Raw genomic sequence first — 4,973 nt, 5'->3', positions numbered from 1 at the left:
GTGTCCTGCAGGGCGAATGCCTGCCCGCGCTGGTCGTCGTCGATGTCGATCTGCATGCTCGCGTCGCCGGTGAGCTTGATCGTCTGCCCGGCGAGGCCGAGCCCGAACGCGCCTGCCAGCAGCAGCCGGTGCGCGTTGTCGACCGCGGACCCGGTGGCCAGCGCGATGGGCGTCACGAGCGTGAGTTGCACGATCACCGCCGTCGAGAGCCCCACCAGTACCGTGCGCGGCCTGCCGAGGCGCGGAATCAGGATCGGCGCGCCGATCGCGGCCAGCAGCATGCCCGCCGCCGCGAAGCCGATCGCGACCCCGAAGCCGACCAGCCCGCCGCTCATCTCGGTGCCGTCGGCGGGCTGACGCAGCACCAGCACCATGATCAGCGTGTTCATCCCGAAGACGACGCGATGCGCGCCGATTCCGATCATCGCCGTGGTCACCTGGGCCGAACGCCACACGGCCCGCGCGCCGGTGCGCAGACCGGTCGCGATGGCGTGCACGGTGCTCTCGGTCCCCGCCGAGCCGCGGTCGGGACCGAGCACATGCGGGCGGAACCCCAAGACCAGCACCGCACCGACCAGCGAGCCGATCCCGCTCAACGCCACCGCGACCGCCGAGGCCGCGTCACCCGCGCCGATCAGCGCGATCACCGCCACCGACGCCGCGGCGCCGATCCCGGCACATACCGAGGCCACCGTCGCCAGTACCGAATTCATCGGCACCAGCCAGCGCTGTTCGAGCACGCGCGGCAGCGCCGCCGACACACCGGCCAGAACGAACCTGCTGATGCCCACCGTCGCCAGCGCCAGCACCAGCAGTGGCGTCTCCCCCACGCCCACGAACAGCCCGATCGCGGCCACGCCGATCAGCACCGCCCGCGCCACACTCGCCACCAGCAGCACATTGCGCCGATCCCATCGATCCAGCAGCGCGCCCGCATACGGCCCGAGCACCGAATAGGGCAGCAGCAGCACCGCGAAACCGGCGGCGATGGCCAGCGGATCGGTCTCGCGTTCCGGGTTGAACAGGATCGCGCCCGACAGGGCGGCCTGGAACATCCCGTCACCGAACTGCGCGGCCAGCCGCAACAGGGCCAGACGTGGCACCCGCGGGTTCCGGCGGACCACCTCGCGGGTGTCGCGAAGCAGATGTCTCATCGAGATCGGCTGCTCATCCGCCGTATTCGAGCCGTCAGGGGGATGAGTCGACACGTCATGACCATAGTGGTGCCAGAATTGAAGGGTGACGCCCACATCGACGACACCGCCGCGGATCGAACTACACCGCGGTGGCGACCGGATGAAGACGCGGATCCCGTGGCTCGACTCCAAGCATTCGTTCTCCTTCGGCGAGCACTACGACCCCGACAACACCCATCACGGGCTGCTGCTGGTGAACAACGAGGACGTGGTGCTGCCCGGCGAGGGCTTCGACACCCATCCGCATCGGGACATGGAAATCGTCACCTGGGTGCTCGGCGGCAGCCTCGTGCATCAGGATTCGCTCGGCCACAACGGCGTCATCTATCCGGGTCTGGCCCAGCGGATGAGCGCGGGCACCGGCATCCAGCACTCGGAGAAGAACGATTCGTGGCGCCTCGACGGCAAGACCCACGACGAGCCGGTGCACTTCGTGCAGATGTGGGTGGTTCCGGATGAGCCGGGCGTCGACCCCGGCTACCAGCAGCTCGAGATCGACGACGAACTCGCGCGCGGCGATCTGGTGACGGTCGCGTCGGGCCTACCCCGCTATCGCGACCGCACGGCCATCGCGATCAATTCCTCACATGCCGCCATGCACGTTGCCAGGATGACGGCCGACAGTCCCGGCGTCACCCTCCCCGATGCTCCCTACCTGCATGTCTTCGTCGCACGCGGTGAGGTCGACGTCGAGGGCCTCGGCACCCTGTCCCAGGGCGACGCGATTCGGCTGACTCGCTCCGGTGGTCAGTTGATCCGTCCGCACGGCGACGCCGAGGTGCTCGTCTGGGAGATGCACGCGCGCCTCGGCGGCGGGTAGCTCAGGCTGAACCCGGCTGCCGGGTCAAGGTCGCCGACTTGGCATTTGTCCTGGTAGCGGCGACGATCTGCGCGAACTCGGGTCGGAAGTCGCCGTCTGGCGCCTGCATCCAGGTGCGATATCCGCTGCGCTCGTCGGCCGGCGAGGGCAGCACCACCTCGCTACCGGGCAGGGCGACCGAGGCGCAAACCCGGAACAGCTCGGCGAACAGCACGGTGTCGAGGTAGGAGTTGTCTACCGGGCCGGTGAGGAAGGTCCAGCGACCGGAGCGTGGGTGGGCGATGATCGGCCCGCAGCGCAGGCCCCGCGTGACGAGCAGCCCGCGGACCCGTTCGCCCAGCGTCGACGGCATCACCACCGCGCCGACCGAGCCGATCTCGAGCACGATCCGCCCCAGCGCCGCGTCGACGACGCCGTAGAGGCCATGGTGCTTGCGGTATTGGCGACAGCGCGCCAAAGCGTCCTGGGTGGCCGAGTATTCCTCGGCCGCCGTATACCCGCCCTTGTCCTCATCGGTGTGCAACGTGCTCATCACGACCTCGTCTCTGTCGACGGTGGTTCGATGTAGCTGTGAGTTCGCTCGATCGGGGCGAAACTCGGTGGGTGGTGGAGCATCACGACCGGGTGGCGCGGGAAACTTTTTCATAACGGCAGGACGTGAGAGAAAAAGACCGTTCCAGACAGCCTATAGCCGCACAACCATGCTGACAATAGTCAGTAGCTGGCGTGTCGATCGGCGTACGATATTCGCCCATGGCTCCCGTTTCGCCGACCGTCGCGCGGTGGGAACTCGTCCTGCGTCTGCGCGAACTCCGCGAGCAGCGCGGATTCGATTCGGCCGGGTTCGCCCGTCGCGTCGGGTTCACGCCCGCGAACTGGTCCCATGTCGAGAAGGGCAGGCGGGTGCTCACCCGCACCACCATCGAGCCGGTCCTCGATGTTCTCGATGTGACACCCGACGAACGCCGCGAACTGCTCGCCCTGCTCGAGGCGAGTAAACAGCGTGGCTGGTGGACGACGGCCTCCTCGGCGCTGATCGGTCCCGAGTTGCAGCGGCTGTACGGGATGGAGGCGGGCGCGCAGAGTATCCGCAGCTACGACAGCATGATCGTGCCCGGTCTGCTGCAGACCGAGGCGTACGCGCGGGCGCTGATCAGTGCCGATGTGATGATCCGCCCGGTTCAGGTTGACCAATTAGTCTCGATACGACTACGCCGCCAGCAGCGGCTGCGCGGGCCCGATCCGCTGGAACTCACCGCGGTGCTCGGCGAGGCGACCTTGCGTCAGCAGACCGGCGGTGGCGAGGTGCTGCGCGGGCAGTTGCGGCACCTGGTCGCGCTGGTGCGCGAACTCGACACCGTCGACGTGCGCGTCATCCCGTTCAGCGCGCCCGAGGGGGCCGTGCTCGGCGGTTCCAGCTTCCATCTGCTCGACTTCGCAAGCGATCAGCTACCTACCTTCGCCTGGGCTGAGAGCGCGGTGTTCGGCGGCCATGTCGACGACGCCGAACAGGTCCGCGATCTCGGCTTCGCCTACGTACGCGCCCGCGAGCAATCCCTTTCCCGCACCGAATCTCTCGCCCTGATCAGGGAGTATGCAAGCGTGTAAGATTCTGGGTATGTCCACCACCGCTCGCCGCCGCCCGGCCGAACACGGCTGGTTCACCTCGTCACGCTCGAATAACGGCAACCAGTGTGTCGAGGTTCGTTTCGACGGAGACGCTGTCCAGATACGAGACAGCAAATTTCGCCGCAACCCGATGAACGCCGGCTTGGTCGAGCCCGTCATCACCGTCGACGCCCCCCTGTGGACAGCCTTCCTCCACTGCCTTCTCACCGCCCGCCCGCACCCGGACCTGGTAGCCCACACCTCCTCCGACGGCTCGACCACGCTCCGCCACGAAGCCGTCCTGCTGCACTTCACCCCCGAAGAGTGGAATGCCTTCACCGCCGGCGTCCGAGACGACGAGTTCGCCTGCGCGTAAGACCACGTCGCCGGCCATCGGTATTTCGGCATACTGGGGGGCGTGACTTCTGATCTGAGCGCTCCCTCCGGTATTGATCTGTCCTTCCGCGATCAGGATGTGCGGGTGCAGGACGATCTGTTCGCGCATGTCAACGGGCAGTGGTTGGCCGGGTACGAGATCCCGGCCGACCGCGCCGTCGACGGTGCGTTTCGCACGCTCTACGACCAGGCCGAGCTAGATGTGCAGGCGATCATCACCGATAGCGCGGCCGGTGCGGCCGACGATGCCGATGCCCGCAAGATCGGGGATCTGTTCTCGAGCTTCATGGCCACCGATGTGGTCGCGGCGGCCGGGTTCACGCCTGTCGCCGAGGAGCTGCGCGCGATCGCCGAGGTCGGCGATCCGAGCGCGTTCGCCGCGCTGCTCGGGCGCTTGCAGCGCACGGGGGTCCGTGGCGCGCTCGCCTACTACGTGGACACCGACGACAAGAACTCCACCCGCTACCTCGTGCACGCGACCCAGTCGGGCATCGGGCTGCCCGACGAGTCCTACTACCGCGCCGACGAGTTCGCGGACATCCGCGACGCGTACCTCGCGCACATCACCAAGACGTTCACCATCGCCGCCGCGGACGCGTCGCTGGCGGGCCTGCTCCCCGCCGACCCGGCCGACGCCGCCCGTCGCGTGTTCGATCTGGAACGCACACTCGCCGCGGGTCATTGGGATGTCGTGCGGCGTCGCGACGCCGAGAAGAGCTACAACCTCACCACTTTCGCCGACCTGGTCGCCGAGAACCCGGAATTCGACTGGGCCGCTTGGGTAGACGGTGTCGCCACCGGACTCGACCGTGACGGCAAAGACCTGTTCGCCGAGCTCGTCGTGCGCCAGCCCGGCTACCTGCGCGCCTTCGCCACCGCCTGGGCCGAGGTGCCGCAAGCGGATTGGCAAGCGTGGGCGGCGTGGCAGGTGCTGCACGCGCGCTCAGGGTTCC

Annotated in this window: 5 protein-coding genes and 1 pseudogene; 4 read left to right on the top strand and 2 right to left on the bottom strand. The window is 67.9% G+C overall.

Annotation, left to right across the window (positions count from 1 at the left end; genetic code table 11):
- A partial coding sequence (locus ACFWF3_RS24115) for an MFS transporter (protein ID WP_379315368.1) occupies positions 1–1,154 on the bottom strand: 1,154 nt, incomplete at its 3' end.
- Between the two features lie 142 nt (positions 1,155–1,296).
- Here ACFWF3_RS24115 and ACFWF3_RS24110 point away from each other — a divergent pair.
- Positions 1,297–2,016: a pirin family protein gene (locus ACFWF3_RS24110; RefSeq protein WP_378989548.1), complete on the top strand. Its 720-nt coding sequence runs from the start codon at positions 1,297–1,299 to the stop codon at positions 2,014–2,016.
- A 1-nt stretch (position 2,017) separates the two neighbouring features.
- Here ACFWF3_RS24110 and ACFWF3_RS24105 read toward each other — a convergent pair whose 3' ends face one another.
- A complete protein-coding gene (locus tag ACFWF3_RS24105) occupies positions 2,018–2,548 on the bottom strand; it encodes a hypothetical protein (RefSeq protein WP_378989354.1) in 531 nt (176 codons plus the stop codon).
- 221 nt (positions 2,549–2,769) lie between these two features.
- On the opposite strand from ACFWF3_RS24105, the gene ACFWF3_RS24100 reads away from it, so the two are divergent.
- The 3 genes and pseudogenes from ACFWF3_RS24100 to ACFWF3_RS24090 form a co-directional block, all read left to right on the top strand.
- A complete protein-coding gene (locus ACFWF3_RS24100) occupies positions 2,770–3,624 on the top strand; it encodes a helix-turn-helix domain-containing protein (protein ID WP_378989353.1) in 855 nt (284 codons plus the stop codon).
- 10 nt (positions 3,625–3,634) lie between these two features.
- Positions 3,635–4,000: a DUF397 domain-containing protein gene (locus tag ACFWF3_RS24095; RefSeq protein WP_378989352.1), complete on the top strand. Its 366-nt coding sequence runs from the start codon at positions 3,635–3,637 to the stop codon at positions 3,998–4,000.
- A gap of 42 nt (positions 4,001–4,042) precedes the next feature.
- Positions 4,043–4,973: pseudogene (locus ACFWF3_RS24090) on the top strand (peptidase M13); the annotation flags it as partial.

It is taken from the genome of Nocardia sp. NPDC060220 (assembly GCF_042727815.1).
Classification (GTDB): domain Bacteria; phylum Actinomycetota; class Actinomycetes; order Mycobacteriales; family Mycobacteriaceae; genus Nocardia.
The sequence above is the reverse complement of the archived record's forward strand: the minus strand, read 5'-3'. Positions and strand labels throughout refer to the sequence as shown.